The 26,656-nt window shown below is 66.6% G+C and carries 36 protein-coding genes; 10 read left to right on the forward strand and 26 right to left on the reverse strand.

Going from position 1 to position 26,656, the window contains the following annotated elements; genetic code table 11:
- Positions 1-53 precede the first annotated feature (53 nt).
- On the forward strand, positions 54-275 hold the full coding sequence (locus NGM06_RS01455; protein WP_254268603.1) for a hypothetical protein: 222 nt from the start codon (positions 54-56) through the stop codon (positions 273-275).
- A gap of 228 nt (positions 276-503) precedes the next feature.
- Entirely contained in the window at positions 504-2,303 is a 1,800-nt protein-coding gene (locus tag NGM06_RS01460; protein ID WP_254268604.1) for a hypothetical protein, read from the forward strand.
- Positions 2,304-2,704: 401 nt separating this feature from the next.
- Here the strand turns inward: NGM06_RS01460 and NGM06_RS01465 are convergent, their stop codons facing one another.
- Positions 2,705-3,118, reverse strand: a complete 414-nt coding sequence (locus NGM06_RS01465) for an Lrp/AsnC family transcriptional regulator (RefSeq protein WP_163520184.1) — start codon at positions 3,116-3,118, stop codon at positions 2,705-2,707.
- Between the two features lie 102 nt (positions 3,119-3,220).
- On the opposite strand from NGM06_RS01465, the gene carA reads away from it, so the two are divergent.
- The 3 genes from carA to NGM06_RS01480 all read left to right on the forward strand — a co-directional run bounded on the left by carA (position 3,221) and on the right by NGM06_RS01480 (position 5,696).
- On the forward strand, positions 3,221-4,291 hold the full coding sequence (gene carA, locus NGM06_RS01470) for a glutamine-hydrolyzing carbamoyl-phosphate synthase small subunit (RefSeq protein ID WP_254268605.1): 1,071 nt from the start codon (positions 3,221-3,223) through the stop codon (positions 4,289-4,291).
- Between the two features lie 82 nt (positions 4,292-4,373).
- Complete coding sequence (locus NGM06_RS01475; protein WP_254268606.1) at positions 4,374-4,634, forward strand: hypothetical protein; 261 nt, start codon at positions 4,374-4,376, stop codon at positions 4,632-4,634.
- A gap of 75 nt (positions 4,635-4,709) precedes the next feature.
- The gene (locus NGM06_RS01480) at positions 4,710-5,696 is read left to right on the forward strand and encodes an LLM class flavin-dependent oxidoreductase (RefSeq protein WP_254268607.1); all 987 of its coding nucleotides are present in this window, start codon (positions 4,710-4,712) and stop codon (positions 5,694-5,696) included.
- A gap of 14 nt (positions 5,697-5,710) precedes the next feature.
- On the opposite strand, the gene NGM06_RS01485 is transcribed toward NGM06_RS01480, so the two are convergent.
- Positions 5,711-6,772 carry a metallophosphoesterase family protein gene (locus NGM06_RS01485; protein WP_254268608.1) on the reverse strand — a complete coding sequence of 354 codons (1,062 nt, stop codon included), beginning with the start codon at positions 6,770-6,772 and terminating at the stop codon, positions 5,711-5,713.
- Between the two features lie 160 nt (positions 6,773-6,932).
- Between NGM06_RS01485 and NGM06_RS01490 the strand changes: the two genes are divergently transcribed.
- Complete coding sequence (locus NGM06_RS01490; protein ID WP_254268609.1) at positions 6,933-7,889, forward strand: Vms1/Ankzf1 family peptidyl-tRNA hydrolase; 957 nt, start codon at positions 6,933-6,935, stop codon at positions 7,887-7,889.
- Between the two features lie 87 nt (positions 7,890-7,976).
- Here the strand turns inward: NGM06_RS01490 and NGM06_RS01495 are convergent, their stop codons facing one another.
- On the reverse strand, positions 7,977-9,665 hold the full coding sequence (locus tag NGM06_RS01495) for a lipopolysaccharide biosynthesis protein (RefSeq protein WP_254268610.1): 1,689 nt from the start codon (positions 9,663-9,665) through the stop codon (positions 7,977-7,979).
- A gap of 198 nt (positions 9,666-9,863) precedes the next feature.
- Complete coding sequence (locus NGM06_RS01500) at positions 9,864-11,288, reverse strand: dihydrolipoyl dehydrogenase family protein (RefSeq protein ID WP_254268611.1); 1,425 nt, start codon at positions 11,286-11,288, stop codon at positions 9,864-9,866.
- A 165-nt stretch (positions 11,289-11,453) separates the two neighbouring features.
- Here NGM06_RS01500 and NGM06_RS01505 point away from each other — a divergent pair, with 165 nt between their 5' ends.
- Both NGM06_RS01505 and NGM06_RS01510 read left to right on the forward strand, forming a co-directional pair.
- Positions 11,454-12,239 carry an HpcH/HpaI aldolase family protein gene (locus tag NGM06_RS01505; protein ID WP_254268612.1) on the forward strand — a complete coding sequence of 262 codons (786 nt, stop codon included), beginning with the start codon at positions 11,454-11,456 and terminating at the stop codon, positions 12,237-12,239.
- A gap of 88 nt (positions 12,240-12,327) precedes the next feature.
- Positions 12,328-12,627, forward strand: a complete 300-nt coding sequence (locus NGM06_RS01510) for a hypothetical protein (protein ID WP_254268613.1) — start codon at positions 12,328-12,330, stop codon at positions 12,625-12,627.
- Between the two features lie 117 nt (positions 12,628-12,744).
- Here the strand turns inward: NGM06_RS01510 and secY are convergent, their stop codons facing one another.
- Positions 12,745-14,214 carry a preprotein translocase subunit SecY gene (gene secY, locus NGM06_RS01515; RefSeq protein WP_254268614.1) on the reverse strand — a complete coding sequence of 490 codons (1,470 nt, stop codon included), beginning with the start codon at positions 14,212-14,214 and terminating at the stop codon, positions 12,745-12,747.
- Between the two features lie 164 nt (positions 14,215-14,378).
- On the opposite strand from secY, the gene NGM06_RS01520 reads away from it, so the two are divergent.
- Positions 14,379-15,083 (forward strand): DUF6663 family protein, encoded by a 705-nt coding sequence (locus NGM06_RS01520; RefSeq protein ID WP_254268615.1) that lies wholly within the window; start codon positions 14,379-14,381, stop codon positions 15,081-15,083.
- 57 nt (positions 15,084-15,140) lie between these two features.
- On the opposite strand, the gene NGM06_RS01525 is transcribed toward NGM06_RS01520, so the two are convergent.
- Positions 15,141-15,872, reverse strand: coding sequence for a helix-turn-helix domain-containing protein (locus NGM06_RS01525; protein WP_254268616.1), 732 nt, complete (start codon positions 15,870-15,872; stop codon positions 15,141-15,143).
- 32 nt (positions 15,873-15,904) lie between these two features.
- Between NGM06_RS01525 and NGM06_RS01530 the strand changes: the two genes are divergently transcribed.
- Positions 15,905-16,462 (forward strand): DUF4188 domain-containing protein, encoded by a 558-nt coding sequence (locus tag NGM06_RS01530; protein WP_254268617.1) that lies wholly within the window; start codon positions 15,905-15,907, stop codon positions 16,460-16,462.
- Between the two features lie 42 nt (positions 16,463-16,504).
- Here NGM06_RS01530 and NGM06_RS01535 read toward each other — a convergent pair whose 3' ends face one another.
- The 20 genes from NGM06_RS01535 to NGM06_RS01630 form a co-directional block, all read right to left on the reverse strand.
- Positions 16,505-17,164, reverse strand: coding sequence for an HAD family hydrolase (locus NGM06_RS01535; RefSeq protein ID WP_254268618.1), 660 nt, complete (start codon positions 17,162-17,164; stop codon positions 16,505-16,507).
- Between the two features lie 255 nt (positions 17,165-17,419).
- A complete protein-coding gene (locus NGM06_RS01540; RefSeq protein WP_254268619.1) occupies positions 17,420-17,908 on the reverse strand; it encodes an uL15m family ribosomal protein in 489 nt (162 codons plus the stop codon).
- Between the two features lie 2 nt (positions 17,909-17,910).
- Positions 17,911-18,375 carry a 50S ribosomal protein L30 gene (rpmD, locus tag NGM06_RS01545; protein WP_163520196.1) on the reverse strand — a complete coding sequence of 155 codons (465 nt, stop codon included), beginning with the start codon at positions 18,373-18,375 and terminating at the stop codon, positions 17,911-17,913.
- The gene (locus NGM06_RS01550; RefSeq protein ID WP_163520197.1) at positions 18,375-19,019 is read right to left on the reverse strand and encodes a 30S ribosomal protein S5; all 645 of its coding nucleotides are present in this window, start codon (positions 19,017-19,019) and stop codon (positions 18,375-18,377) included. The genes rpmD and NGM06_RS01550 overlap by 1 nt, the downstream gene beginning before the upstream one ends.
- Positions 19,020-19,022: 3 nt before the next feature.
- Positions 19,023-19,574, reverse strand: a complete 552-nt coding sequence (locus NGM06_RS01555; protein ID WP_163520198.1) for a 50S ribosomal protein L18 — start codon at positions 19,572-19,574, stop codon at positions 19,023-19,025.
- Positions 19,575-19,576: 2 nt separating this feature from the next.
- Entirely contained in the window at positions 19,577-20,017 is a 441-nt protein-coding gene (locus tag NGM06_RS01560) for a 50S ribosomal protein L19e (protein ID WP_254268620.1), read from the reverse strand.
- Complete coding sequence (locus NGM06_RS01565; RefSeq protein ID WP_163520200.1) at positions 20,014-20,721, reverse strand: 50S ribosomal protein L32e; 708 nt, start codon at positions 20,719-20,721, stop codon at positions 20,014-20,016. The genes NGM06_RS01560 and NGM06_RS01565 overlap by 4 nt, the downstream gene beginning before the upstream one ends.
- A gap of 3 nt (positions 20,722-20,724) precedes the next feature.
- Positions 20,725-21,261, reverse strand: coding sequence for a 50S ribosomal protein L6 (locus NGM06_RS01570; RefSeq protein WP_254268621.1), 537 nt, complete (start codon positions 21,259-21,261; stop codon positions 20,725-20,727).
- A gap of 2 nt (positions 21,262-21,263) precedes the next feature.
- The gene (locus NGM06_RS01575) at positions 21,264-21,656 is read right to left on the reverse strand and encodes a 30S ribosomal protein S8 (RefSeq protein WP_163520202.1); all 393 of its coding nucleotides are present in this window, start codon (positions 21,654-21,656) and stop codon (positions 21,264-21,266) included.
- Positions 21,657-21,659: 3 nt separating this feature from the next.
- Positions 21,660-21,842 carry a 30S ribosomal protein S14 gene (locus NGM06_RS01580; protein WP_137284894.1) on the reverse strand — a complete coding sequence of 61 codons (183 nt, stop codon included), beginning with the start codon at positions 21,840-21,842 and terminating at the stop codon, positions 21,660-21,662.
- A complete protein-coding gene (locus NGM06_RS01585) occupies positions 21,839-22,363 on the reverse strand; it encodes a 50S ribosomal protein L5 (RefSeq protein WP_254268622.1) in 525 nt (174 codons plus the stop codon). The genes NGM06_RS01580 and NGM06_RS01585 overlap by 4 nt, the downstream gene beginning before the upstream one ends.
- On the reverse strand, positions 22,360-23,067 hold the full coding sequence (locus tag NGM06_RS01590) for a 30S ribosomal protein S4e (protein ID WP_254268623.1): 708 nt from the start codon (positions 23,065-23,067) through the stop codon (positions 22,360-22,362). The genes NGM06_RS01585 and NGM06_RS01590 overlap by 4 nt, the downstream gene beginning before the upstream one ends.
- A complete protein-coding gene (rplX, locus tag NGM06_RS01595) occupies positions 23,064-23,420 on the reverse strand; it encodes a 50S ribosomal protein L24 (RefSeq protein ID WP_254268624.1) in 357 nt (118 codons plus the stop codon). The genes NGM06_RS01590 and rplX overlap by 4 nt, the downstream gene beginning before the upstream one ends.
- Positions 23,417-23,815, reverse strand: a complete 399-nt coding sequence (locus NGM06_RS01600; protein ID WP_254268625.1) for a 50S ribosomal protein L14 — start codon at positions 23,813-23,815, stop codon at positions 23,417-23,419. The genes rplX and NGM06_RS01600 overlap by 4 nt, the downstream gene beginning before the upstream one ends.
- The gene (locus tag NGM06_RS01605; RefSeq protein WP_254268626.1) at positions 23,815-24,222 is read right to left on the reverse strand and encodes a 30S ribosomal protein S17; all 408 of its coding nucleotides are present in this window, start codon (positions 24,220-24,222) and stop codon (positions 23,815-23,817) included. Before NGM06_RS01605 ends, NGM06_RS01600 begins: the two co-directional genes overlap by 1 nt.
- The gene (locus tag NGM06_RS01610; protein ID WP_254268627.1) at positions 24,213-24,596 is read right to left on the reverse strand and encodes a ribonuclease P protein component 1; all 384 of its coding nucleotides are present in this window, start codon (positions 24,594-24,596) and stop codon (positions 24,213-24,215) included. The genes NGM06_RS01605 and NGM06_RS01610 overlap by 10 nt, the downstream gene beginning before the upstream one ends.
- Before the next feature lie 7 nt (positions 24,597-24,603).
- The gene (gene rpmC / locus NGM06_RS01615) at positions 24,604-24,828 is read right to left on the reverse strand and encodes a 50S ribosomal protein L29 (protein ID WP_254268628.1); all 225 of its coding nucleotides are present in this window, start codon (positions 24,826-24,828) and stop codon (positions 24,604-24,606) included.
- A complete protein-coding gene (locus NGM06_RS01620; protein WP_254268629.1) occupies positions 24,828-25,766 on the reverse strand; it encodes a 30S ribosomal protein S3 in 939 nt (312 codons plus the stop codon). The genes rpmC and NGM06_RS01620 overlap by 1 nt, the downstream gene beginning before the upstream one ends.
- On the reverse strand, positions 25,766-26,227 hold the full coding sequence (locus NGM06_RS01625) for a 50S ribosomal protein L22 (protein ID WP_254268630.1): 462 nt from the start codon (positions 26,225-26,227) through the stop codon (positions 25,766-25,768). Before NGM06_RS01625 ends, NGM06_RS01620 begins: the two co-directional genes overlap by 1 nt.
- A gap of 3 nt (positions 26,228-26,230) precedes the next feature.
- Positions 26,231-26,656: a 30S ribosomal protein S19 gene (locus NGM06_RS01630; RefSeq protein WP_163520211.1), complete on the reverse strand. Its 426-nt coding sequence runs from the start codon at positions 26,654-26,656 to the stop codon at positions 26,231-26,233.

The raw sequence follows: 26,656 nt of genomic DNA on the forward strand, positions 1-26,656 counted from the left end.
CGCTCGTCTGACTGAGGATTAAGTGGTAATCACTCGCATACCTGAACGGACGCATGGCTCACTGCGCGAGGGAATACGACCGGATCCGAACCGTCCTCGCCGAAGCCGACGCCGACGAACCGTTGACCGCGCGCGAAATCCTCCAGTTGCTCGAGGCTCACGGCGAATCGTTCGAGAGTGCCCACAGCGTCGCCACCATCCTCGGACGGCGCGCCCGCGACGGCGACGTGACGGTCATTCGGTCGTCGCCGTATCAGTATCGGGTGGAGACGTAGCGCGGGCGACTGCCGAGGGAAGCGTCGGTCACCCTTCTCCGAGTCGCGTCTGGAATCAGTGACGACGGTGGAGTCGTCGCAGAGTCGTCCCGGACAGTTCGTTTCGAAGAAATCCACGTAGTTACTACGTGTACTGTGATAAATTTTCGCCTTCGTTTCGTAAGTTAGGTTCGAGTAGATGCTGATTAACTAACTCCAAACGCGCCGATGCTTGAATCGGACTGCACCATGAGAGGAACTACGGGAGACGACGCTTCGGACTCGAACCGAAACGACCGCCTGTCGATGGACCGCCGCCGACTGCTACAGACCGCTGGCGTCGGAATCGGTGGACTGTCGCTCGCCGGATTCGGCGGCGAGGTCGCGACCGCACGGACCGACTGCGCCGACGGCCCCTTCGAGCGGACGTACGCGGGTGCGACGGTGAACCTCGGACAGATTCGGTCGGAACAGGCCCGTGGCGAGACGCCGGGTTCCGTCGCCGCGTCGAGTCCGGGCGGCGACGAGACCGCGACCGACCTCCGTCGGGCCGCCAGCGACGGGGAGGGGAGACAACCGCCCCGGCGGGCCGCACAGGAGTCGAACGTCGAGGACCCCGGTCCGCTGGGCGTCAGGACCGAGTACGACGGCGTGAACGCCAGCGAGACGCGGGGCGGCGTCCCCTCGGACTCGCAGGTCGCGGCGGGCAACGGGAAGGTCCTCCACGCCCTGAACCGGCAGGTCGCCATCTTCAACAAGCAGGCCGGTCGGCGCGAACACCAGTTCCCGCTCGAACGCCTCTGGGAACCGGTCATCACGGAACCCGAAGGCGGGTTCGTCTACGGCGCACCGTTCGTGTTCGACCCGCGGGCGCGCTACGACCGCGAGAGCGACCGGTTCGTCGTCGCGGCGACCCAGTACGAACCCGGTCTGACGACCGACGGCGAGGTCATCGACCGCGAGACGCTGGAGGAAGGGGAGTTGGAGGACGTGCAGGTGAGTCGTCCGCCCCGAGGGTGGTGGGTGGTCGCGGTATCGGCCACCGGGAACCCGAACGGCGACTGGCACGTCTACCGAATCCCGCCGATTCGCAACGAGGGACTGGTCGATTATCCGACGCTCGGACTCGACCGCGACGCCGTCTACCTCGCTCAGAACTTCTTCGGCGACGTGTTCGAGGTGACGATGGTCGCACTGGACAAGGCCGCGATGTACGCGGGCGGGGACGTGACCGGCAACCACTTCACGGGGATGAGCGACCCGGACGCCGACGGCCAGACCTTCACGGTCCAACCGGCGCTCCAACCGCTCTCGGGCGGGAGTTCCGGGACGTACTACCTCGTGAACAGCGACTTCCCCACGCCGAGTTCCGGGACGCTCACGCTCTGGGAGTTGACCGACCCGGTCGGCGACCCCACGCTGGAGTGTTTCACGCTCGACGTGGACCCCTACAGCTATCCGCCCGCGGCCCGCCAGAAGGGCGGCGACGAGACCGACTACGTGGACACGCTCGGCACGCGCCTGATGAACGCCGACTTCGAGGACGGGTCGCTGTGGACCGCCCACACCATCCAGTACGACTGGGACGGCGACGGGCGGGCGGTCGCGGCGATTCGGTGGTACGAAATCGACGTGGCCTCGCGGTCGGTGGTCCAGAGCGGCGTCTACGGCGAACCGGGCATCTCCTACTACATCCCGACGGTCGGGGCCGACGACGGCACGGCGGTCATCTCGCACAACGTGAGCGGTCCCGACACCTACATTCAGTCGGTCGTCGCGGGGCGGACCGAGGACTTCCCGGCGGGGCAACTGGAGGACGCGCTGGTCGTCCAAGAGGGCGCGTCGAACTACGACTTCGGCGAGGGCTTCGGCACCGTGGCCAACCCCCTGCGGTGGGGCGACTACAACGGCGTCTCGGTGGACCCCCAGTCCGGGCGGTTCTGGACCGTCAGCCAGTACTCGCCGGAGACCGAGATTCCGCCGGAGGCCGAGGAGCGCGACCCCTACAACACCCGCATCGCCGAGGTGAGCTTCGACGGCGGTAACTGAGGACCGTCGAATCGCCGCGGCGCTCGATTTCGAATCGCTCGTTTTTCGGCCCGTGAAACCGCGGAGGTCGAGAGGCTTCGTCGGTCGTACGCGCGAGAACTCTATCCGTTCACCCGGCGCGTGCTGGCGCGGCGCTCACGTGCGCCGCGCCCGTCCGCGCGAGGGACGAGCGAGCGACGCGAGCGAGGAGGATGGGGAGGTACGAGGCCGCGGTTGCGGTGCGTACGAGGCGGTGCGGAAGACTCCTTTGCTCAAGCGTGGCGCTAGCTTCTTCCGTCTGACCACATTCGCCTGAGCGAATCGTTCGTCTGACCACGTCTCTCGTCTGACCACACACCTGCGAACTCCCGATACGTTCGCGGAGCTACGAATACGCCCTACGAGACAGGCAGACGACGAACCTACCCGAGTTTCTCGTCCAGAATCAGCCGCGTCTTCGTGTTCACCACTTCCTCCAGTTCGCGCGCCTTCGTAATCAGTTGGTTCACGCTCTGAGTGTCGGCGGCGTCCACGACCAGCACGATGTCCTCCTCGCCAGAGACCTGCCAGACGAAGTCTACCTGTTCCCAGTCGGCCACTCGCTCGCCGAGGTCCGAGGTGTTCACGTCCACCGCCACGTCGAGTTCTATCATCGCCTTCACGTTACCGGTCTGGGTGGCGATAGTGAATCGCTCGATGACTCCTTCGTCGGTCATGCGCTCGACGCGATTGCGAACCGTCCCCTCGCTGGTTCCGACCTGCTCGGCGATCTCGGTGTACGGTTTTCGGGCGTCTCGACGTAAGATGCTCAAGATTTCGCGGTCCAGTTCGTCCATCGAGATGCGTAGATAGACGGGGACCCCACTTGACGATTACGAAATTCGTAATCTCGCTACGAAAGCAAGGTTTATACGCCCGTGTTTCGTATGAATCTCGTAATGACGGCCGCATACGTCGCACTGGAGGGTGGCAGTGTCGTGGAGGCACGCTGTCGCGCTCCGGGCACGTCCCACGGGGAACTGGTATTCACGACCGCGTACACGGGTTACGAGGAGAGTCTGACCGACCCCTCCTACGAGGAGCAGGTCCTGACGTTCTCGTACCCCCTCATCGGGAACTACGGCGTCCGAGAGGAGCGCTTCGAGGACGACCGAGTCCACCCCCGTGCGGTCGTCGCGCGCGAACTCACCGACGACGTGGCCGAGTGGCTCACCGAGGAGGGCGTCCCCGCAGTGGACAAACTCGACACGCGCGACCTCGTGGGCCAGATTCGGGAGGGCGGAGCGATGAAGTGCGGCATCTCGGCCGGACCCGACGCCTCGCCCGAGAAGGCGAAAGAGGCGCTGGCGGACTGTCCCGGCATGAGCGACCACACCGACATCGGCGCGCAGGTCAGCGTCTCCCAACGCGAGACCTTCGAGGGCGGGGACGGTCCCGACGTGGCGCTCGTGGACTGCGGCGCGAAGGGGAGCATCACCGACTCGCTGCTCGACCGCGGCGCGACGGTCCACGTCCTGCCGTACGACGTCTCGCCGGGCGAGGTCGCCGACCTCGACCCCGACGTGCTGTTCGTCTCGAACGGGCCGGGCGACCCCGCGAACTTCGCGGCCGCCCAGTCGCTGGTCGAGGAGTTCGTGGGCGAGATTCCGCTCGCGGGCATCTGTCTCGGCCAGCAGATCGTCGCCCGCGCGCTGGGCGGCACCACCGAGAAGATGGACTTCGGCCACCGCGGCGTCAACCAACCGGTCCGGGACCTCCGGAGCGACAGGGTCGTGATGACCACCCAGAACCACGGCTACACCGTCGCCGAACCCGGTCCGAAACTCGACGTGACGCAGGTCAACGTCAACGACGACACCGCCGAGGGACTGGAGAGCGACGACCTCGACGTCATCACGCGCCAGTACCACCCCGAGGCCAACCCCGGTCCGCACGACAGCCTCGACTTCTTCGACGACGTGCTGGCGATGGTCGGCGACGAGCGTCGAACTCCCGTCGCCGCGGACTGACTCCGACAACTGCGGCCTTCTCCCGGTACTTTCGACGCCTGCGAGCGATAGCTTTACTGTCGTGATGCGAGGAACCGTCGGTATGATAGAGTTCGTCCTCGGCTTCCTGGTCCTCGTCGCCGGTTCCTACGTCGGCACGATGCTCGCGCTCAGGGGGTTCTTCGGCCGGGAGCGGTACGACCTGCCAGCGCGGACCGAGTCGGACGGTCCGTCGGGACCAGACGACTCGTCGGAAACGGACGGCGCGCGGACATCGGATGGCGCGCGGACATCGGACGGCGCGCAGAGACCGGACGACGTGCCACGAGCCAACGACGTGGTGGACGAATCCGAGGACCGGTGAACGGGAGCGAGTGAACGACGACTCGGAGAACCGACGACGACCGGTTTTTTCACCACCCACGTGGTGTGTCGTCACATGCCGACCGACCTGTTGCTCCCGCAGACGGCCGACCGGGACACCACCGAACTCGGCGTCCGGGCCGAGGAACTGGGCTACGACGGTCTCTGGCTCGGCGAACTCTGGGGGACGAGCGCCGTCGTCAGGCTCACGGACATCGCCGCCCGCACCGACGAGGTGGCGTTGGGGACGGCCATCGTCAACGTCTTCTCGCGCACGCCTGCCGTGCTGGCGATGACCGCCGCCACGCTCGACCGGGTCTCGGACGGCCGATTCCGCCTCGGAGTCGGCACGTCCACGGAGAAGGCCGTCGAGGACCTCCACGGCGCGGACTGGGACGACCCGAACCCGGTCCGGCGCGCCCACGAGACCATCGAACTCACTCGGGCCTTCCTCGGTGACGAGGGCCGGGTGGACTACGAGGGCGAAATCTTCGAGGTACGGGACTTCCCCTCGCTGGACGCCGACGTGCCCGTCTACCACGCGGCGCTCGGGGAGGCGAACCGGCGGGTGGTCGCGCGCCTGTGCGACGGGTGGATTCCCCACAACGTCCCGTTTCCGGACCTCGACGAGAACTTCGCGTACATCCGCGACCGGATGGAGGCGGCCGGGCGGGACGCGTCCGTAGACGTCGCGCCGTACGTCCCGGCCGCCGTCAGCGACGACCCAGCGGAGGCGAGAGACGTCATCCGGGGCCACGTCGCGTACTACGTCGGGAACGGCCGGGGGTACCAGCGCGCGGTCGGCCAGCGGTTCCCCGACGCCGCGGACGCGGTCGCCGAGGCGTGGCGGGAGGGCGACCGGGACGTCGCTGCGGCGCGCGTCACTGACGAGATGGTCGCGGCACTCGGGGTCGCGGGCACGCCAGCGCAGGCGCGCGAGCAGTTCGCGGCCGTCGCCGACATCGACTGCGTGACGCGACCGATGGTGACGATTCCGAGCAACGCGCCCGACGAGATTGCCGAGCGAACGATAGAAGAGCTTGCACCCTCGAATCGGGAGTAATCGGTCCGACGAGTCTACCGCTCGTCCACCAGCGGCAGGTCCGACAGTTGTGTCTCGACCATCTCGCAGATGTCCGCGCTCCGCTCGGAGTGGTTCTCGGCGAGTTCGCGGGCCTCCTCGACCCCCGTCTCGTCGGCCACGGGAACCAGCCGAATCGTCGTGCCCGCCGGTCCGACCTCCGCGAGGACGTACGCCTGCGGGAACGACGAGAGCGCGGGACAGACCAGTCCCCGCACGCCGCCCGCTCGCTGGTCTCGCCCGTCCGCAGTTCGGGACGCCGCCCCGCTGACGGCGGCGGGCAAGTGGACGTGGCCCGAGAGGTGGAGCGCGTCGTGGCCCGCCAGCGCGTCCACGAACGCGGGCGCGTCGCCGACCGGCGGATGGGGCGCGTAGCCCTCCTCGCCGACGCACGAGTCGAGTCCCGGCAGGTTGTGGTGGCTCACGACCAGCGCGGCGTCGGTCTCGGGCAGCGTCGATTCGAGCCACGCGAGTTGGTCCTCGGAGACGGCACCGTCGTGCGTGGCGTCGAGTTCGCCGTCGGGCGCGGACGCCGAGTTCAGGCCCAGCACGTCCACGCCGCCGAACCGCGTCCGGAACGGGAACTCCTCGGGCGCGAAGCGCTCGGCGAACTCCTCGACGGGCGGCGTGTCGTGGCCCTTGAACGATTTCGGCACGTCGTGGTTGCCCGGCACCGCGACGAACGGCGCGTCGAGGTCGGCCAGCGCGTCGGCCGCGCCGTCGAAGTCCGCGGGGCGGCCGTCCTCGGTCAGGTCGCCCGCGACCACGACGCCGTCCACGCCGCGGTCGTTGGCGTCGGCGACCGCGGCCCGGAGGCGGTCCTCGGTCCGGTGGTAGGCCTTCCACGTCCCCTCCTTGTCGGTCGAGAGGTGCGGGTCGGCGAACACCGCCAGCGCGGTCTCGGTGTCGGTTCTGGGAGCGGCGAACCGAGCCAGCGTGACCGGTTCTCCGGGTGAAGCCAACTCGGCCCAATCGCCGATTTCAGCGTCGTTTCGTATCGTCTCGTCGGATTTCGATGCGTGACCTCTGGACCGCCGAACCCCACTTCCCTCTGTCATTGGTTAGTCGGGAGTAGCCGCCTGAAGCTCATAAACGTAGCGCAGAAAGTATATATTTGACACCCAAAAATATATAGATATTGCGGGGCCGATGCGTTTTGCGCCACTGCCCGACCCCAAGCAGAAGCTACAAGACCACTCCGCCCGCTGTTTCCGCCGAATGCTCGACGAGTTGCTCGGGCGCGCGGCGTTGAAAGACCGCATCGCCGACCTCGAAGACGAGAAGCGTCACCTCGAACGCCAACTGGAGGCCGAGGAGGAGCGCCGCGCCGAGGCCGCCACCGCCCGGCAGGAGGCCGAACAGCGAGTCAACCAGTTGGAGGACCGCGTGACCGAGTTGGAAGACCGGGTCGAGCGCACCGAGTCGGGAGACGGGGGTGCCGACCTCGACTTCCGAGGCGTCGGCGGGCCGCGACGGTCCGCTGCGGAGTCGGCGTCGCCCGGCGTCGAGACCGTCCGCGGCGACCGACTCGCGGAGGTCCTCTCGCGCCTCGAATCCGTCGAGACCGACTCGGAGGGCGCGCTGACCGCGATGGTCGAGGGCGACGGTGACCTCCCAGAAGAAGTCGAAACCGCGTTCGGCGACCACGCCGCGCTGGTCGGCCGGGCCGCTCCCTGCCTCGCGGTCACCGACGACGCCGGTCTCGTGAGCGCCGCGCTCGCGCCCCCGGTCGCGCCCGACCCCTTCGCGGAGTGGAGCGACGGTTTTCGCCTCGACCGGGAGTGGTTCCTGCCGACCGGGACGTTCGCGCTGGCGCTGGTCCGGTCGGACCTGTTCGCGCTCGGCACCTACGAGGGCCGCGAGCGCCGCGACTTCGAGGGGTTCGAGAGCGACGTGAAGTCCGACCACTCGAAGGGCGGGTTCTCGCAGGGCCGGTTCGAGCGCCGCCGCGACGCCCAGATAGACGAACACCTCGACGAGTGCGAGGCGGCTATCGAGGCGGTGCTGGCGGACTCGGCCGCCGACCGCCTCTACGTCGTCGGCCAGCGCACCCTGCTGGGGGAGTTCGAGGAGCGGGCCGACGCGACCCGCGCCGTGGACGCCACCGGCGACCCGAGAGACGCCCTCGACGACGCCTTCCGCGAGTTCTGGACGACGCGACTCCACCGGATTTAGGCCCGGCACGCCCGCGCCTTTTCTCTCCTTCCCGTCTTCGAGTCACCGCGAGGTGGCCGCGTCGGCCCGCTCTCGGCGACGGACGACTCAGGGTCGGACCGCCGAGACGCTCCACCGGCGCGCGACTCGGGCCGCCCGAGTCACGTCCCCGACCGTGCGCCGGGCGACCCCGCGAACGTCGGCGTCGATGGCGAGCAGGACGGTTCCGTAGGTCACGAGTCCCGCCGCGGCCAGTCCGGCGAGTCCGTACCACGCGGTCGTCGCCGCCGGAACTGCGGTCCGGACCGCCAACACCGCGACGACCAGCGCCGACCCGGCCGCGAACTGCGAGCGGACCTGCGACGGTACGCGCGAGACGGCCGCGCCCTCGGCCGCCAGCACGCGGTGGAGGAGCGCCCAGCGTACGAGTTCGGCCGCGATGGTGGCCGCGACCGCGCCGAGCGCCGACCCGTACCAGACCAGCGGCACGCCGATTACGATGTTGACCGCGAGCGCGACCACGCTCACCCGGAACGTGGCGTCCGGGCGGTCCAGCGCCTTCGCGGCGTCGTTGAGGGGTTCGCGCTGCGTCTGGACCACCCGGTAGACGCCGAGTCCGGCCACGAACCCGGCGGCGCTCGCGTACTCCGGACCGTAGACGGCGGTGACGGCGGGCCGAGCGAGCGCGAGCGCCAACCCGCAGACGGGAACCGCCAGCAGACTACTGTAGGCCAGCCCCCGCGTAATCTCCGGCCCGACGTCGCGGTCTAAGCTGGCGAGGTTGCTGACCCGCGCGAGCAGGCCGTCGAGGATGACGTTCGAGAGGATTGTCGCGGGCACCGTGAGTTCGAGCGCGACCTCGTAGCCGCCGACCACGCTCGCCGACACGAGCGCACCGATGAGGAACACGTCGAACCGGGTGTATGCCTTGCCGGTGAGGTTCGTCAGGACGTTCCATCGGGCGTGGGACCACACCGAGGCGGCGGTCTCGCGGGACGGCCACTCCGGCCGGACGCCTAGACAGTAGAGCGTGGCGGGCACGCAGACCGCGGTCGCGGCTATCAGGCCGCCAGCCATCCCGGCCGCGCCGAATCCCAGCGCGACCAGCGTCAACTGGAGCGGAAGTCGGACCGCGGTCCGACCGAGGTCTATCCAGTTGGTCACGCCGACACGGCCGGTACCGGCCAGCAAGAACTGCATGGGGACGAACGTCGAGATGGCGACGAACAGCGCCACCGCGAGCAGGGGCGCGTCGGCGACGCCGGTGTACTCCCGGAGCGGTCCGGCGAACGCCGCGGCCCCGACCGCGACGACCGCGCTGTTCAGACCGATGGTGCCCAGCGTCAGGCCCAGAATCTCGCCGTTAGGGGTGTCGGTCTCGGCGAGTCGCTTCTGGCTGGCACCCGCGAAGCCGTGGGTGAACCGGGCCGCGAACTGCGCCAGCGACAGCAGGAGGTAGAACCCGCCGTACACCGCGGGACCGACCGCCCGCGCCATGTACATCGACCCCGCGAGACCGACGACGAACATCAGGAACTTCGCAGTCGCGCCCTTCAGCACCTCGACCCGGAACGACACCTCGCTTGCGTCGGGGCCGGTCGCGGGGTCCGGGTCGGTCGGGGGATTCGGGTCGCTCGCGGAGTCCGGGTTCGAGGCACTCGGAGAGTCCGGTTCGGTCGCCGAATCCGGGCCGGTTTTGCGGTCCGCGTTCGGACCGGCGGAGTCGGGATTCGAATCGTCGGTTGTTCGGTCGCTCGATGCGTCGGCCGAGTCGTGTGGGGAGGGTTTCTCGCTCATGGGGGCGGGGACGCCGCCCGCTCGCGGTCGCGTCCGTCTCGCGTCTCGCAGACGCGCGGCTACCGACCCCTGTGAACCCAGAGAACGGGCGGGAGAGCGGGCGGCGTCCGGAACTCGTCCGGCGCGTTTCGATACCACCGAGAAAAGAGTACCGTTCACCGTCGGCGGTGGGGCCGGGTGACACGCCGCGTCTCCGCCTCAGATGCCGGTCGGCGGGTGCCCCCGGACCTCCCGGAACGCGCCCTGTACGACCTCCGAGAGCGCGGGGTGGACGTGAATCGTCTCGGCGATGGCGTCGGCGTCGCCCCCGGCGGCGACCGCGGTGGCGACTTCATGGACCAGCATCGAGGCGTGGGGACCGACGACGTGGAAGCCCAGAACCTCGCCGTCGGGGGCCGAGATGGCCTTGGCGAACCCGTCCTCGGCGAGCGCCGACCCGAGTGCGGTCCGGTCGTACTCGAAGGTCCCCACCTCGTAGTCGTCGCGGTCGAGTTCCCCTTCGGTCTTCCCGAGACTCCCGACCTGCGGTGACCCGAAGATGGCGTGGGCCATGCCGGGGTACTCGACCGACGCGCGCTCGCCGCGGACGGCGTTCCGGACCGCGTACTCGGCCTCCTTGTCGCCCGAGTGCTTGAACATGTAGTTGCCCGCGATGTCGCCGATGGCCCAGACACCGTCGGCCGACGTTTCGAGGTACCCGTCGGTCTCCACGAACCCCTTCTCGTCGGTGTCGATGCCCGCGGCCTCGACGTTCCACGAGTCGGAGTTCGGCTTCCGGCCTGTCGCTATCAGCACCTCGTCGGCCCGGAGTTCGATTTCGTCGCCGTCCTCGTACTCGGCCCGGACGAGTTTCGATTCGGCCCCGTCGCCCGCCTCGCCGTCCTCGGCGAGTTCCGTCACCTCGTAGCCGGTGTGGACCTCGTGACGCTCGGCGTAGGCGTCGGTCACGAACTCGGCCACGTCCCGGTCCTCGCGGTCAACCAAGCGGTCTGCGTGGCCCACGACGGCCACGTCGGTCCCCATCTCGCCGAAGAAGTGACCCATCTCGGCCGCGATGTACCCGCCGCCGACGACTACGAGGCGGTCCGGGCGCTCGCGGAGCGCGAGGGCGTCAGCGCTCGTCAGAAACCCGACCTCGTCGGTCCCCTCGATGGAGTCCGGAATCCGCGGTCGGGACCCGCCCGCGAGGACGACGCGCTCGGCGGTGAGTCGCTCGGTGTCGCCGTCCCCGGTCTCGCTCCCCTCGCCACTATCGACCTCGACGGTCCGCTCGTCCACGAATCGGCCCTCGGTCTGGTAGAAGGTGATGCGGTCGTTCTTCCGGGCGCGCTCGGCCTTCGACTCGGCCGCCGCGGTTATCTCGGCGTTCACCTCGTCCACGATGTCGGCGAACGCGACGCTCTCGACGCTGGTCTCGACGCCGAGCGACCCGGCGTGCCGGACGACCTCGGCCACGTCGGCACGGTGAATCAACTTCTTCGAGGGGTTACAGCCCCGGTTGAGACAGGTCCCCCCGAGTCGGCCGCGCTCGACCAGCGCCACGTCGAGTCCCTCCTCGGCCGCGGCCGACGCGACGACGTTGCCGGTTCCTCCGCCCAAGACGATGATGTCGAACTCGGTCACGCACGCACTGACGCGAGCGAGAGCAAAGAAACTCCCCGCCGCCGAGCGCGTCGGATAGGGGTTCGCGTGCGGAATCGGAACGTTTCTGACGGCGGACGTGGCCCGGCCTCTCGCCGGGACGACCGAGCAAGCACGTTTATTGGACTCCTCGCCGTCGCCTTTCCCATGGCCGAATCACCGCGAACGAATCGCCTCCGCCGTCTCCTCGACGGCGACGACGTGGCGCTCGGCGTCCTCGACAACACGTACAGTCCGACGCTCGTGGAGTTCTACGGCGAACTCGGTCTCGACTTCGTCTGGCTCGACCTCGAACACGCGGGGCCGAGTCCGTGGGACGGCGAGCGACTGGACGACCTGCTCCGGGCCGCCGACGCGACGGAGGTCGAACTGCTGGTGCGGATTCCGACGCCCGACCCCGCCCTCGTGCGGAAGGCCCTCGACGCCGGCGTCCGCAACCTCTTCGTCTCGCGGGTCGAGACGGCCGAGGAGGTCCGGCGAGCGGTCCGCGCCTCCCGGTTCCGGTACGACGGCGACGCGGGCGACCGGGGGTTCGCCAATCCCCGCGCGAGTCGCTGGGGGACGGCCGACGACTACGTCCGGACCGAGGACGAGGAGACGCTCGTCGGCGTGACGATAGAGAACCGGACGGCGCTCGACAACCTCGACGAGATTCTCGACGTGCCCGAACTCGGCTTCGCGTTCGTCGGTCCGCTCGACCTCGCAGTGTCGTTCGGCCATCCCGGCGAACCGAACCATCAGGAGGTTCAGGACGCCGTGGCGGAGGTAGAGCGGGCGAGTACCGACGCCGGAGTCCCGCTCGGCGGACTCGGGTTCGGCATGGAGGACGTGAACAAGAAGGCCGACTCGGGGTACCAGATACTGAACCTCGGTAGCACCACCGGGGCAGTCAAGCAAGTCGTCACGTCGTGGCTCGACGACTTCGACGGGTAGAGCGCGGCCGTCACGCCGACTCCGACGGCGAACCGAGCCGTCGGCCCGCAGGAATATTGCGTTCGATGTTCAACAGCCGTTGGTCCGTATGAGTACACCAGAAGACGACTTCGAGACCGCGCTCGACGAGTCGAGCGACGCGGCGGCCCGCGAGCGAGCCATCGGCGAACTCCAAACCGCCAACGAGTGCGACAGACTCGCCGATCTCGCGCGCGAGGACGACCTCGACGAGACGTATCGAGAACAGGCGCTGTCCGGTCTCGCACATCCCCAGTGCGAGTCGATGTTGCGCGAGGTCGCCGAAGGCGGAGACCTCCCGGAGTCGCTGCGCGAACGGGCCGAGACGCTCCTCGAAGACACGCCGGACGACGCCGGTGCGGGTCCGTAGCGGTTTCTCGGCCGGGCGCGGCGAAACGTCGGTGGTGGAGTTTCGAATCGCCGCGGCTACTCGGTCAGAATCGTCGGTACGAAAGAGAGGTAGCGTTCGAGACTTCTGAGACCGGAGCTATCCGAACATCTCGCGCATCATCGGGTGCATCTCCATCAACTGCTCCTCGGCGATCTCCTCGTAGAGCTTGTAGGTGATGGACACCGTCAGCAGCAGGCCCGTCCCGGAGACGCCGCCGATGGTGCCGAGCATGTTCGCCAGCACGGCCAGCAGGCCGACGAGCGCGCCGCCGATGACGGTGACCTGCGGGATGTAGCGTTCCATGACCTTCTCGATAACGCCGGTGTTCTGGCGGAAGCCGGGAATCTGCATCCCGGAGTTCTGAATCTGCTTGGCAGTCGCCTCCGGCCCCATGTCGGTGGTCTCCACCCAGAAGATCGCGAAGATGGCACCGCCGACGACCATGAACGTCAGGTCGATGAGGACCCGGAGGATGACCTGCCACGGCTCCTGCCCGATGGTCCCGGCCCACCACATCCATTGGCTCGGTTGCTGAATCGGTGCGAGGTAGTAGAACAACCCGCCGGTGGGCGACCCCTGCGAGTACGTCCCGAGCCAGTCGGGCATCCCGCTCGCGCCGAGTTGGTTGTAGAGGATGCGGCCGAGGAACTGCAGGTTTGCCTGCAGCGCCCGGACGAGGATCATCGGCAGGACGCTGGCGTAGATGAGCTTCACGGGGAAGCGACCCCGAGCGCCCTTGACGCGGGCGTGGCTCAGGGGAATCTCGACCCGGACGCTCTCGGCGTACACGACGACGGCGAAGATGAGGACCGTCGTGACGAGCGCGATGACGTTGCCGTCGCCGATGAGCAGGTACTGAATTCCGCTCCCGGTCAACAGCGACGGTACGTTCTCGGCGCTCCCGGTAATCAGCCCGATCCACGTCGGGACGAGACCGGTCTGGCCGGGGAGGCTCGGCCACGCGAACAGACCGCCGAGGAGTTTCTGACTGACCCCGGCGATGATGAACAGGCCGATACCGCTCCCGACGCCCCACTTGCTGATGATCTCGTCCATGAACAGGACGAGGATGCCGCCGACCGCGATCTGGGCGAAGATGAGCCACTTGACGCCCATCGAACCGAACGGGAGACTCTGGACGACCTGCGGGTCCACCTGCAGGAAGCCGCCCGCAAACACCATCGGCAGGCCCGTCAGGAAGATCATCGCGACCACCAGCACCTTCTGGAGACCCTGGTACAGCACCTGATCGCGGGGGTCGTCGGTGTCGAGTCCGAGCAGGTCCGCGCCGCCGAGCAACTGGAGGACGATGGATGCGGTGACGATCGGACCGATGCCCAGTTGGAGGACTGTCCCTTGTCCGCCCGCTAGAATCGAGCGGAACTGGCCGAAGGCGTCTTGGCCTCCGATGTTGACTCCGTACAGGAAGACGTTCGTGAGGAAGAAATACAGAACCAACACGCCCGCGGTCCATCCAAGCTTCCGCTTGAACGGAACGTGGCCCTCCGGACGCCTCACCGAGGGCATCCGGGTGAGTACTGGTTCTGCTGCTTCTTTCCAACTCATATATCGCAATACATCGGACGGGGGCTTGTATGTGCTTCGCTTTGAGCCACGGCGTACACGTGACGAGACACCGCCTCCGACAGACGATGACGTTTGCCACGTCGCCCCTCTGACCCGATATCGGATGCGAGTGCTTTTCCCGTTCACCGGACCTACCCGAGTCCGTGAACGACATCTGGGACTCGGACGACGACCGCGCCGCGGAGGACTCGACCGGCGACGGCGACGAGAGGTCCGCCGAGGACGCGGCGGCGACTTCGGAAGGCGGTCGGGCCACGGACGACGAACGGGGCTACCGCGTACTGGCCGTTCCCGAAGACGGCGGAGTTCGACTCCTCGACCGCCAGACCTTCGAACCGGTCGTCACCGCGGAGACGGGCCACGACGCGCCGGTCGAGGACCTCCGGCCGGGATACCTCGTCGATGCCGACCTCGACTGGACGACGCCGGAGCCGACGGTCCGGTCGCTTTCAGTGCGACGCCCGACGCTGTACGTCTTCGCCGACGACATCGACCCGGTCTTCGACGTGGCACAGGAGACGTGGGCGAGCGCTCGCGCCGCTGGCGACTCCATGAACAGCCGCGTGACCAGAAACACCGACAACGAGGTCAACGGCGTCCTCTACGTGTTCGCCGAGGACCCGACTAACGGCACGTTCGAGGCGTTCCGCGACGGCACGCGACCGCTCGAGCCGCTGGTCGACCGGGTGAACGAGCAGGAGGGGTCGGCCGCGCGCGAGGTGTTCGTCCTCCGGCCCGAAGGCAGGGAGTTCGTCGTCGTCACCATCGCGCTCCGGAAGGGCGGGCAGTTCGCCGACACGCTCCGGGAGACGTACGACGCGGCGCGGCCGTCCGAACCGCTCGAATAGCCGTGGGCTGCTCTCGTAACGCCGTGGCTCGACGGCTGGGTCTCGTGCTCCTCGACATCAGTCGTTCCCGAGGAGGACCGTTCCGAGAACCCGACGTTCGCCGCGGCGCAGTATCTCGCTCGCGGTGGACTTGTCGATTTCCAGCGTCTCCGCGAGGTCGGCCAGCGTACACTCGCGAGGCACCTCGAAGTAACCCTCGCGGAGCGCCGCGTTGAGACACTCCCGCTGGCGGTCGGTCAACAGGCCGCCGTGACCGGTTAGCCCGCCCTCGCGGTCGGTCCGACGGTCCGTCTCGTCGCCGGTCTCGACCACCGACAGGAGGTCGTAGTCGAAGGCGCTCTCGTCCAGCGCGGTTCCGACCGCTTCGAACTGCTCGCGGGTCGCGGTCAGGTCGAACTCGAAGCGCCCGTCGGTGACGACGACGGGGAACTCCGGCGGGAGCGACGACCGGCCCAGAAAGTCGTAGAGTCGCTGGTCGGTCGCTTCGTACTGGGCGAGCGTGCGCTCGTCGGCGGTGTAGAGCGGGTCGTACGCGACGACGTCTGAGTGGGACCGAATCGCCTCGCTCGCCGACACCGCCTCGTCCCCGACGATTTCGCCCAGTTCCATCGCTCGGTCTTCGACCGGAACGCCGGTGAGCAGTCGAAACGTCGCGTCCGGAAACGACCGCGAGACCGTCGATATCCAAACGTCATCGGGGAGCGCCATCCGGAACCGCGCTCGGATCACGGCGACTCCCCGCTCGCCGTCGCGTCGTTTCGTCGCGCCGTCCCCAACATGTTGGTGCAAGCTCTATCGACCAGCGGCATAAATCCTCGTGTATGACCGATTCGTCTCACGGGACGCCCGACGATGGTCGGATTCACGCCGAGCGAACGACTGCGCAACTGGACGGCGAGTTCGTCGTGTTCGTCATCGGGATGCGGCTCAACTGTCTGTGGAAAGTCCACAAGTGGCTCCCAGTGGCGGCGGCGATGCCCCGGATGCTCCGGGAACTCGACGCCGACCCGGAGTCCGGTCTCCTACACCACGAGAGCCTGTTCGGATGGCGACTCCTCGTCTCGGTGCAGTATTGGGACTCCTTCGAGGAGCTTCGAGCCTACGCGCGGGACCTCGACCGGAAACACGTCCCGGCGTGGGCGTCGTACAACGAGTCGAGCGCCAGCACCGGCGACGTCGGCATCTTCCACGAGACGTACGTGGTCGAGGGAGACGACTACGAGAGCCTCTACAGCGACATGCCGCAGTTCGGTCTCGGGGCAGCCGGACGGCTCCGCCGGGCCGACGACGAGGCCGAAACCGCGGGCAAGCGACTCGGGGTGGCCGACGACGACCTGCTGGTCGGCGACGACGGACGCGTCGGCCAGCGCGACCGATAGCTCTCGGCGGCTTTCCTCGGCGAGCGAGGTGAGCGACGGGGCTCAGGCGCTACAGACTCTGTGGAGGTCGTCCAGACAGTCTATCTCCCACGTGGGCCAGACGTTGAGTTCCCAGTCGCGGCGGTGAGGTCGTCGGATGAACGCGGAGTCGATGCCCGCGTTCTCGGCGGCCCGGATGTCGGACTCGTTGTCGCCGACGAACAGCGCCGAGTCGGCGTCGAGGTCGGCAAGTGCGAGGTCCACGTAGTGGGAGTTGGGCTTCCGACGGTCGAGGCTCTCGATTGTCGCCTCGCGGCCGTAGGCTGTGTCGAACATGTGCGAGACGTCGAAGTGGTCGAGGAGGAAGTCGACCGTCTCCTGCTGGTTCGAACTCACGATGCCCATCGAGGCGTCGAGGTCACCCAGCGTGTGGATGTCGTCGTAGGGCGTCTTGCGCCCCTCGCGGGCCTCCATCTGCTGGGCGCGCGAGGCGGTGCTGTCGAGGGCCTTCCAGAACGTCTTCGGCGCGAGGTCGTACTCGTTACAAATTTCGTCGACTCGGCCGGGGGTCGCTCCCACGGTCATGTCGTCGACGTGGTCGGGGTCCGGGTCGGTCACGTCGAACTTGGCGAACGTCTCCAGGGTGGCGTCCCGGAGAACATCGAAGCTCGTGCGACCGACGAGGACACCGTCGTTGTCGAAGACGACGGTATCGTAGGTCATAGTTGTTGATAGGGAGGCGGAGTGATAAGTGTTTCAGTCACACCCCGAGTCCGAACGACGCCAACGTCACGACTCAGGCGGTGAGGAGCGCGTTACGGTCGATTCCCGTCCGACGTACGTCGGTCCCGAATCGGAAGAAACCGAGGTCTCCCCTCCGGATTTCGAGATTATCCGATTCCCGTCGGTAAATGAACCCGCCGCTGTCCGGTCGGAGAACGGAAAAGAACCGCAAAACCGCAGGACGGCAGTCCGCGATTACTCGTCGTCGTCGTCCGAGTCGGCTTCTTCCTCGTCGGCCTCCTCGGCGCGGTCGCTGAGGACGGCGTCGCCGCCTTCCTCCTCGATGAGTTCGACCGCACTCGCCGAGAACGCGTCGGCGGTCACTTCGAGCTGGTTGCGGACCTGACCGTCGCCGAGAACCTTCACGGCGTCGGCCTCCCAGCCGTCTTCGACCACGTCACGGACGTCGACGCGGTAGCCGAAGTCGGTCTCCTCGGCGACGCCTTCGGCGGCCATCAGGGCCGCGTCCTCGTCGAGCTTCTGGACCGTAATGGTCAGAATCTCGTCCTTGACCTTCTCCGGTCGGGAGAAGCCGTGTTTGCCGAGCGGTTCGTAGTTGTGGAACTCGTGTTTTGCGCGACCCGCGCGTCCGCGTCCGCCGCGGTGACCGGCACCGCGCCGGTTCTTGTGACTACCGCCGCCGTGCGTGCGGGAGCCGCGTTGTCGTCGTTTCTTGTCGGTCATGGTTATCGCATCGCCTTCAGGAGCGAATCGATTTCCTCGGTGTCGTGCTTGCCGAGTTGGCCACCCTCCTTGGTGGGGTGCTTGAGTCCGTCGTGGCCGCCCCGCGGCGGGTGGAGACGGAGAACCGGGGAGAGACCCTGCTCGCGCAGCGTCGTCTCTTCGTCCAACAGCGCCGCCGCGAGGTCGGCTACGTCGTCGTAGTCCGTCTCGTCGGCGACCCACTCGTCGTCGATGTCCGCGGAGCCTTCGAGCGGTTCGGCGCGGCGTTCGATGAGCGTCTCCAGAACGTCCTGGCTCGGCTCACCGTACGCGGTGTAGTCGTTGACCTTGGTGATCATCCCGCGGTAGGCGTCGGTGTCCTGAACGAGCGTGGCGTGGTTCACGCGGTGGAGGTTCAGCATCTCCAGCGTGTCCTGCGTATCGCCGCTCATGTCCACCTCACCGCGAATCTGGACGACAGCCTTCATCACTCGGCCACCTCCTCGAAGTCGGAGGTCTGGCCTCGCGGGCCGCGCGACTCGGCGGCGTTCTCGAGGGCGTTGTAGGTCGCCTTGGCGAGGTTGAGCGTGGTCCGGGTGTTGCCGTGACTCTTGGTCCACGCGTTCTCGACGCCGCCCAGTTCCAGAATCTTCCGAACGGTGTCGGTCGCCGCGAGTCCGAGTCCGGTCGGAGCCGGAATCAGTTCGACCTCGACGCTCCCCGCCTTGCCCTTCGTCCGGCGGGCCAGCGAGTGCGGTCGTTCGCTTCGGTCTTCCCACGACCCCGCGCCGCGGTTGACGTGAATCAGGTTCAGCTTGGCGATGTCGATGGCCTTCTGGATGGCACCGCCGACCTGGTCGTCGCGGCCCTCGGCGTAACCGACGTAACCGTCGCGGTTGCCGATGGCGACGACGCAGCGGAACTTCACGCGGCGACCGGAGTCGGTCATACGCTGGACCATGTTGATGTCCAGCACCTCGTCTTCCAGTCCCGGCAGCAGCTGGTCGACCAGCTCGGACTCCTTCAGCGGGAGTCCGGAGTTGAGGGCTTCCTCCATCGTGTCGATGTCGCCCTCGGCGACTTTGCGGCCGAGACGGGTCTGGGGTTCCCAGCCGTCGTGGTTAGCACACATACGTTAGTCCTCCATGATGGTTTCTCGCACTTCGTCGAAGTGCTCTGGTAGTTCTGTGGCGTCGAAGTCCCCGCTGTAGAGCGGTTCGTCCAACTGCTCGGCGTACTCGGCGATGTGTTCGCCGCGGTTGCGCGACCAGTCGGCCAGCACGCTGTCGTTGTGGGGGACGTCGAGCCCTGCGTCGATAGCGCCTTCCTGCACTGCGAATACTTTACCTCCGGGTGTTGCGGTGTTGAGACCGATGTCGAGGACTGCCTCCTCGAGTCCGGCGTCGAGCGCTCGCTTCCCGGCCAGCAGCCCCGTGAGGTACGCGCTGGGGAGGTTGCCCGTGGGGGCTTCCCAGCCGTACTCCTCGAGGTCGCCGGAGAAGGCGCTCGCAACAGTCTCGTCGCCGTCGGGACCCATCGTGACCAGCTGCGCCCTGATGTGCTGGTTGCTCTTGCGAGCGACCAGCCGGGGCTTGCCCGATTTCAACAGGCGCAACCTCTGATGGTAGTCAGTCCGGACCTCGCGGCGGCGGCGCATCGGCACCGTGTATCGTGGTCCTGTTGCCATTGTTAGTAGTTACTCTCGATGTAGTTCAGCAGGTACTGGACGCTACGGAACTCCCCGCCTTTCGACTTGTCGTAGAGGTCGCGGTACTGCGACTGGGTGATTTCACCCTCGGCGCGGAGTTCGCGGAGCTTCGTTCGCTGCGCGCGAATCGTCTGCTGCCACTGTTCCTTTCGCTGCTGGCGGCCGCCCGACTTCCCTTTGCGGGTGCCAGCGCCGGTCTGGTGACCGTAGTCGCGCTTGGCCTTGCGTTTGCGGGCGCGGCCGCGCGAGTTGCCTTTCTTCTCCTCGGCTCGAATCGAGCCGTCGTCGACGAGTTCGCGGATGTCCTCGCGGGTGATCGCCTCCGCGATGGCTCCCTGCGCGTCCGGGTCGAACCAGACGCGGCTCTCGCCGACGTCGAGGACGTCCGAAGCGAGTCGCTTCTGTGCGCTCAGGTCAGTCATTCTTCGACCTCCACTTCGACGTAGGTCGGGTTGAGGACGCGAATCCCGTTCTCTTCGGCCTGTTCCTCGATGCGCTCGCGCTTACGGGCACCGACCTTCGAGGCGATGCGGACCGCTTCGCGGTCGCCGTCGACGCCTTCGAGGTCGTCGGTGTTGTGGACGCGGACTTCCTCGAAGCCGCTGGGGTGCTTGCCGCGCACCGCTTTCGGCGTCCGGAAGCCAGCCTCGACCGTGTCGCCCTTGCCCTTGACGCCGCGGCGCTGCTTCGAGAGCGTCCCCTTCGGACGTCGCCACGACTTCGGCGTGCGCTTCTTCTTGTGGTAGTCCTGCCGGTTGAACTGCGGCTTACCGACGCGCTTGCGCTGCGTGAGGAGTTCCTCCTCGCGCTCGGTGAGGTCGGGGGTCTTGTTGACCAGCCCTCGGGGCTGGAGTTCCGTCTCGACCTCCGTCTCGTCTTCCGCAGCCTCTTCCGGCTCCTCTTCCTCGATCTCCGCCTCGGTCTCCTCTTCGACTTCGAGACCGCCGACGTCGGCCTTGATGCGGGCCGCGAGGGCGTTCCCGATGCCTTCGACCTCGGCGAGATCGTCCTGACTCGCGGCCTTCACGTCCTCGACGGACGAGAGACCGGCGTCGCGGAGTGCGTCGGCTTTGCTCGCGCCGACACCGCTGATGTCTTCGAGTTCTTGGGGTTCGTCGTCTGCCATCCGTTAGACACCTCCAGTCTGGGGTTTCTCGGTGATGTAGACGCCGTCCTGGAAGACGCGAGTGTCCTTGCCCTGCACGCGGGTCAGTTGCTCGATGTCCGCGGCCGTCTGGCCCACGTCCTCGATGCTCGGCCCGCGCAGGTGGAGAACTTCGTCGTCCACTTCGACCGTCGTATCGCCGTGAATGTTCGTTCGTCGCGGGGCCTTCTCACCGAGGAAGTTCTCGATGACGACCTCGCCATCGTCGCTACGGACCTGCATCGGGAAGTGAGAGTAGAACACCTCCATGGTGTACTCCCACCCGTCGGTCACGCCGTGGAACATGTTGCGAACGTGGCTCTCGAACGTGCCCACGGTCGCGTTCGTCTTGGCGTCCTCGACGTCGCTCTCGATGACAACGGTTCCGTCGTCCACTTCGACCGATACGTCGGGGTACCAGAGGCGTCGCGTAACGGACCCCTCGGGACCCTCGACGCTGAGTTCGAGGTGGTCCTTCTCTGCGGTCACGTCGTCCGGAATTTCGAGTTCTGTTCGTGCCATTGTTAGTAGACGTACGCGATGACCTGGCCACCGACGCCCTTCTCGCGGGCCTCGTAGTGGCTCATGACGCCGCGGCTAGTCGTGACGACGAGTGCCCCGTAGTCGCGGGCGGGGAGGAAGCGCTTCTCCCACTTCTCGAACTCGTCTGCTCCGGCCGAGTACCGGGGCTTGACCGAACCGCACTCGTTTATCGCGCCTTTCAGTTCGACCTCGAACGTCCCGGCTTTGCCGTCGTCGACGAACTCGAAGCCGTCGATGTACCCGCGGTCGTAGAAGACCTCGAGTACGCTGCCGATTTCGTTGGAGGCGGGCTGTACCGTGTGGTCGAGATGACCCACGCTCTCGGCGTTGTCGATGCCGGAGAGCGCATTGGCCAGCGGATCGTTTCCTGCCATGATTTATCGATACTTCTTGAAGCCCATGCTCCGGGCGACTTCGCGGAAACACTGCCGACACAGGTAGATGTCGTACTTGCCGACGAGACCCTGCTTTCGACCGCAGCGCTGGCACTCTTCGATCTGGCCTGTGCGCTTGGCCGCGTGTTCTCCGGTCGCTTCGGAGTCGGTTTCGCTTTCACTCATTGTTCGACCTCAACGTCGAAGTTCGATTCGAGGTACGCGATGGCGTCCTCGGCGGTCAACTGGTGTCCCGAGGGAATCGACCGAGTCTGCTTGTCGCGCTTGCTGACGCGGTAGCCCGGTCGCACGAGGTTGACCGTCACGTCGAGTCCGTAGATACCGATGTTCGGATCGTACTCCTGACTCGGGAACTCGGTGTGTTCTTCGACACCGAAGCTGAAGTTTCCGGTCTCGTCGAACTGCCGAGCCGAGATGTCGGCCAGCGGGAGCGCCTTCTCGATGAACGCCACCGCCTCGTCGTCGCGGAGGGTGACCTTCGCGCCGATGGGGTCGCCCTGCCGGATACCGAACTCGGGCTTGGTGGACTTGGCCAGCGTCCGCACGCTCTGCTGACCGGTCACGTCTTCGAGAATCTCCTCGGCGTCCGCGAGTTCGCGGCCGCCTTCGCCGACGCCCATGTGGACGACGACCTTCTCGACGGTCGGCTCTCGCATCTCGTGGAAGTCGGCGTCGGCTTCGCTCATTCGCCGTCACCTCCTACGAAGTTCTCGTCGATGACGACGACGTACTCTTCGACCGTCTCGAAGGTACCGCCGTCGTCGATGCGCTCGACCACGACGTTGTTCGAACCGCTACCGGGAGTCACCTGAATCTCGGTGATCTCGCCGATGTCGCCCGCGTGCGCGCCTCGAACTGCGGTCACGAGACTGCCTTCCTCGTACGGGAAGTGGGCGACGATTTCGTTGTCGTCGTTGTCGGTGACGATGGAGTCGCCGGGGCTGTACTCGTCGTCCTCGACGAGGATGTTCTTCCCGTCGTGGAGGTTGAGCTGCGTCCGGCCGCCAGCGACCTTCGTCTTGTCCTCGATCTTGCCCAGCTTGCTACCGGCGGCGTCCGCGTCGATCTCGGTCAGCGTGAGCCGACCGCCCTCGTCGGGGAACACCCGGTAGTACTCCTCGCGTTCGGTGAACGCGACGATGTCGAACATGCCGATGGGTCGGTCCTCGGCGACGCCCTCGTCGCCGTTGATCAGCACGCTGCCCTGGTCGAGGGCGTAGCGGGCTTCCTTCCGCGAGCCGACGTAGCCCAGCACGTCCCGCAGCAGGATGAGGAGGGGTACGCCGTCCTCGCCGTGCGGGCCGGAGTCGGCCTTCACGGTGAAGGTTTCGGTCTTGCGCTCGACCGGCCAGGACTTCGGAACTGAGAGTCGTTTCTGATGCTTGGTCATTCGTTCTCACCTCGGAGGCGCGCCTCGCGCACGTCGTCCTCGAGGTCGAGGTCGGTCACGCGGAGGTTGCTCGCGTCGAGCGGCCGCGGGACTTCCTCGCCGTCTGCCTTCTCGAGAGTCACGTCTTCGACGTGGACGACTGCGTCGCGCAGGTCTACGTCGACGACTTCGCCTTCGTCGCCGGCGAAGTCTCCGCGCATAACCTCGACGGTGTCGCCCGCGTTGACGCGGACGCTACGGACGTCGAACTCCTCGCGGAGGTCGTCGGCGAGCGTCGCCTTGACCTGCTCGTGTCGCTCGTGGAGCGAGGCACGCTCGGTCTGATTTCGCTGTTTGCGTGGTTGCTTACTCATACTATCATCGTAGCAGTACTCGCGATACTTCCGAACCGCTCTGCGACTTCCCGCGCGATGGGACCCTTGATCTCGGTCCCGCGCGGTTCCTCGACGTCGTCGATGATGACGGCGGCGTTGTCTTCGAACTTGACGCGAGTGCCGTCCGGACGACGGATGGGTTTTCGCTGGCGGACGATGACGGCTTCGAGTACCTGCCGACGCATTTCGGGGGTACCCTTGGTGACCGAGACGGTCACCTTGTCGCCGATACCCGCCTTGGGGTGGCGGTTCTTCGCTCCGGAGTAGCCGGAGACGCTGATGACTTTGACTTCACGGGCACCCGTGTTGTCGGCGCACGTCAGCAGGGAACCTTTCTCGAGACCCTGCGTCACGTCGGCCTTCAGCGCTTCCATTACTCGTCACCTCCTTCCGGAACGACGCCGGTCGATTCCTCGCCCGACGAGTCACTGTGTTCGGTGCCGCCCGCTGCGAAGCTCCGCGTCGTCTCGAACTTCTCGACGACGACGTGGCTCTTCGTTTTCGAAAGCGGTCGGGTCTCTGCGATACGAACCGTGTCGCCGACTTCCAGTTCCATGCAGTCCGGGTGGTGTGCCGGAACGCGGGACCGGCGCTTCATGTGCCGGTCGTACTTCGGAACCGGAACGTCGTACTCTCGCTCGACGATCACGGTTTTGTCCATGTCTGTGGAGGCGACCTCTCCTTCGAGAGTCTGACCGCGCACGGAAAGCGATCCGTGGAACGGGCAGTCCTCGTCGGAGCAGGTCCCCTCCGGCTCTGATACGTTCAGTCCTATTGCCATTTGGAGTCACCTGCCTTCTCGGTGCGCAATTCGGGTCGTGAGAGCAGCCGCGCGCCATCCACCGTAACGTAGGCCACGCCCTCGCACGGACCAGACTGACCGGAGCGAACTCCGGCAGTTTCCGATCCACGTTTGGACGCGGTCCCCGACCCCTTCGCGAGGTCGGCGGGTTCATCTGTGAGCGCGAACTCGAACGTCGTACCCTGCTTTGGCACTTGCCGCACCCGGTCGGCGGACGCGACGCTCACGGTCCCCTGCGTCTCGGCGACGACCCGTCCCTCGATTCCCACGAGGTCGGCGTTCGCCGCGTCGGCGACGCGGACGGGGAGTCCGTTGAGTTCGTGTCGCGTCAGCGTCTCGGGTGTGAGTGGCATGGTTCGATTATTCTGCTGCTGCTTCTTCTTCGAGATCGCCTTCTTCGCGCTGAACCGTCTTGATTCGCGCGATAGTCCGACGAAGTTCCTGGAATCGGCCGGGGTCCTCCGGTGCGCCACCGGCGGCCTTCACGGCCTTCGCGTTGAGGAGTTCGGTTTCGAGGTCTTCCAGTTCCGCCTCGCGCTCTGCGGGGGTCATGTCGCGGATCTCCTCGACGTGAAGGATGGCCATTATTCGTCACCCTCCTCGGAGTCGGATTCCTCGTCTTCCATCTCGTCCATGAGGTCCTCGGCTTCCTGCTCGACTTCGTCTTCGAGTTCGTCGAGTTCCTCTTCGACCGACTGCTCGGACTCGGCCTCCTCGGCCGACTCCTCGCTCTCGGTCTCGTCTTCGATGACCTCTTCGACGATCTCCTCGTCGATCTCCTCTTCGCCGACGTCCGCTGGCTCTTCGTCTGCGTCTTCCTCTTCGCGGAGTTCTTCGAGTTCCTCGTCGGTCGGCTCTTCGAGGAGTTCCTCGACGCCAGCCTGCTCGTTGGCCTCGACGGCCTCGGGGACGACCTCTTCGGGACTCGCGTCCTCCTGAATGTCGAAGTCGTCGGGGAGCTTGGCGTTCGGCGGGATGATCTTCACGTCCACGCCGATGGTGCCGAGCTTCAGGACGGCGACGCCCTGTCCGTGGTCCACGATGTCCTCGGCGGGTTCACCGTTGTGCTTGATGTACCCGCGGTTGAACTTCTCGACGCGCGAACGCGCACCGGTGACCTTCCCGGAGAGGACGATTTCGGCGCCGAGTGCGCCGGCGTCCATGATGCGGTCGATGGTGGTGTGACCGGCCTTCCGGAAGTACCAGCCGCGTTCGAGCGCGTTGGCGAGTCGGTCCGCGACGATGCGGGCGTTGAGGTCCGGCTCGTCCACTTCCTGCACGTCGATTTGCGGGTCTTCGAGGTCGAACCGCTCTTCGAGTTGGGTCGTGATCTTCCGGATGTTCTTCCCGCCCTTCCCGATGACCATACCGGGCTTCTCGGCCTTGAGGACGATCTGGGTTCCCATGGGGGTCTTGGCGACTTCCATGCCGCCGTAGCCCGCGCGGCCGAGTTCGTCGGCGAAGAACTCGTCGATCTGGGACCGCTGAAGTCCGTCGTGAATGAACTGTTGTTCGTCTGCCATTATTCCTGCACCTCTTTGAGTACGAGTTCGACGTCTACCTCCGGCGTGTTCCACGCGCTGGCTCGCCCCATCGCTCGGGGCTTACGGCCCTGCACTTCGCCGATCTTGTGGGCGGCGACGTGCATGATCTCCATCGACTCGCCGTCGAAGCCCTGCTGGTCGGCGTTGTTGACGACGTTCTCGATGAGCGTCTGGAAGGCCTCGCTGGCCTTCTCGGGGTAGCGACCGGCGTCCCAGCCGTCGATGTCGCTTCGGTGGCCGACGCCGCTGTTGTGGGACTTGAACGGAACCGACCGTTCGCCGTCGATGACCTTCTGGAGGTACTCGCTGGCCTCCGCCGCGGTCATGCCCTTGATCTCGCGGGCGATGGCTTTGCTGTGCTTGTGGCTCATGTGCCGCTCCCGGAGCATCCCCTTGGCGGTGGTGTCCGGGTCGGTCTCGACACTGTAACTGATTCCCATGGTTTACTTGAGTGGCACGAACTTCGAGGAGCGGGTCGCGCCGATACCGGCCTGTCCGTGTTCGACCGTGGATCGGGTCAGCTGGAACTCGCCGAGGTAGTGGCCGAGCATCTCCGGTTCCACGTACACGCGCTCGAAGCTCTGGCCGGTGTACACCGCGAACGTCTTGCCGACGAACTCCGGCAGGACCGGCATGTTCCGCAAGTGCGTCCGGATGGGGTCGTTGGCCGACCCTTCCTCGGTGGCCTCGCGGGCTTCCTCCACCAGCTTCTCCTGCTGGGTGGACAGGCCGCGCTCGATGGTTCGCCGCTGACGTGCGGGAAGCAGTTCCGCGACTTCGTCCAGACTCATGTCCTGCAACTCGTCGAGGTCGTACCCGCGGAAGGTGAATTCACCTTCGCGGCCGGTTCGGTATTCGCCTTCGCTCAT

It is taken from the genome of Halorussus aquaticus, from assembly GCF_024218795.1.
Lineage (GTDB): Archaea > Halobacteriota > Halobacteria > Halobacteriales > Haladaptataceae > Halorussus > Halorussus aquaticus.